Here is a 1,475-nt window from a genome sequence, read left to right on the forward strand (position 1 = left end):
GGTGGTGCGTGACGAACCCACCGCCGGCCTACCCGCGCACCGGTCGGTGGCCCTGGACCCGGTCCGGGCGGGCGGTGCCGGTGCTCATGCGGCGCTGTTCTGGCCAGCACCGCTGTTCGGGCCAGCACCGCTGTTCTGGTCGGCAGCCTGGTAGAGCGCGTAGCCGATGTCGCCGAGTGAGCGCGCGGAGAGCAGACCGGTGTCGTCGTGGAAGCTGGTGACCGCGACGATGGTCCCGGCGCCGGTGCCCGGGTTGAAGCCGGTCAGCCACGGCCCGCCGGAGGCACCCGGGGTCATCGCGCACGGCATCGTCAGCGCGTTGTCGCTGCTGGGGTCGATCGCGGCGGCGCTGGTGAAGCAGCGCCGCAGAGTGCGCCCGTCGAACGGGGCCTCGACCGGGTACCCGAGCGCGGTGACCGCGGTCCCGGCCGCGGGGGTGGTGAACGCGATGCCCTGGGAGCCGACGACGTCCTGGACGCTGCGGCCGCGTTGCGGGCTGATCCGCAGGAACGCGACGTCGTAGGCGATGTCGCCGGTGTCGCGCCACCGGGAGTCGACCCAGGCCCGCTCGATCTGCCAGCGCCCGTACGGGGTGCGGTCGCCGGTGCGGCCGGGGATGAACTGCTCCAGCCGAACCCAGCCGTGGCTCGGGAACGCGCCGGCCATCGGCCCGGCCGCGGGCCAGAACACGCAGTGCGCCGCGGTGACCGCGACACTGCCGGTGCTCGAGGAGACGACCGTGGCGGTGCACGAACTCTCCGTCGACAGCAGCTGCCCGACCGAGATCACCCGCTCCGCCTGATAGAACGCGCCACCGGCGCCGGTGCCGGCCGCGCGGGTGGAGCTCGGCGCGGAGCTGGCCGGTCTCGGCTGGGCCGGCGCCGGTCCGGCGACGTCGTCTCGTGGCGGTCGAGCCGGGGCGAGAACCAGCACGCTGGGGGTGGCGGCGGTCGGCGACGAGGCGGCAGGATGCGCGGCAGCGGGAGCCAGGGGTGGCGCAGCTGCGGAGACGGAGGCGGCCATCGGCAGCACCCCCAGCGCTGTGGCGGCGGCTGCTGCGGCCAGAACGTGCGCGACGGCCGGTCCGAGCCGGCTCCTCCGCCGGGTGGGCGCGGGCCGAGTGGCCGGTTGCGGGCTGGTGGTCATTGATGGTCCGTCCCGAGAAGGGGCTGCGAGTCGCCGGAGCCGGAGCCGCCGCGGTCGAGCAGTGCGCTGGTGACCTTGGGGATGACGCCGGTGACGTTGTCGAGCAGCGTCACGCCGGTGTGTGTGGCGGGTGGGGTGTTGCCGTCGCCGAAGGTGTTGGCGCGCACGGTGATCCCGCTCAGGTCACTGGTGTTGTAGGTGATCCCGCCGCGGCCGTTGGCGCCGATGTGGTTGCCGGTGATCGTGACGTTGGAGAGCTCCCCGCTCGACTCGACCCAGAAGTCGATCCCGGCGCCGACGTTGTCGCGCACCACGTTGTTGGAGACGGT

At 73.8% G+C, this 1,475-nt stretch carries 2 protein-coding genes; both read right to left on the minus strand.

What is annotated here, in order from left to right; all coding sequences use genetic code 11:
- Positions 1 to 84 precede the first annotated feature (84 nt).
- On the minus strand, positions 85 to 1,023 hold the full coding sequence (locus tag TOK_RS27730) for a serine protease (RefSeq protein WP_098960986.1): 939 nt from the start codon (positions 1,021 to 1,023) through the stop codon (positions 85 to 87).
- A 119-nt stretch (positions 1,024 to 1,142) separates the two neighbouring features.
- A partial coding sequence (locus TOK_RS33595; protein WP_216362127.1) for a right-handed parallel beta-helix repeat-containing protein occupies positions 1,143 to 1,475 on the minus strand: 333 nt, incomplete at its 5' end.

This window comes from Pseudonocardia sp. N23 (assembly GCF_002583555.1).
Lineage (GTDB): Bacteria > Actinomycetota > Actinomycetes > Mycobacteriales > Pseudonocardiaceae > Pseudonocardia.

Coding starts and splice junctions, on each gene's coding strand:
- TOK_RS27730 (WP_098960986.1), bottom strand. CDS start 1,023: ATGGCCGCCTCCGTCTCCGCAGCTGCGCCACCCCTGGCTCCCGCTGCC.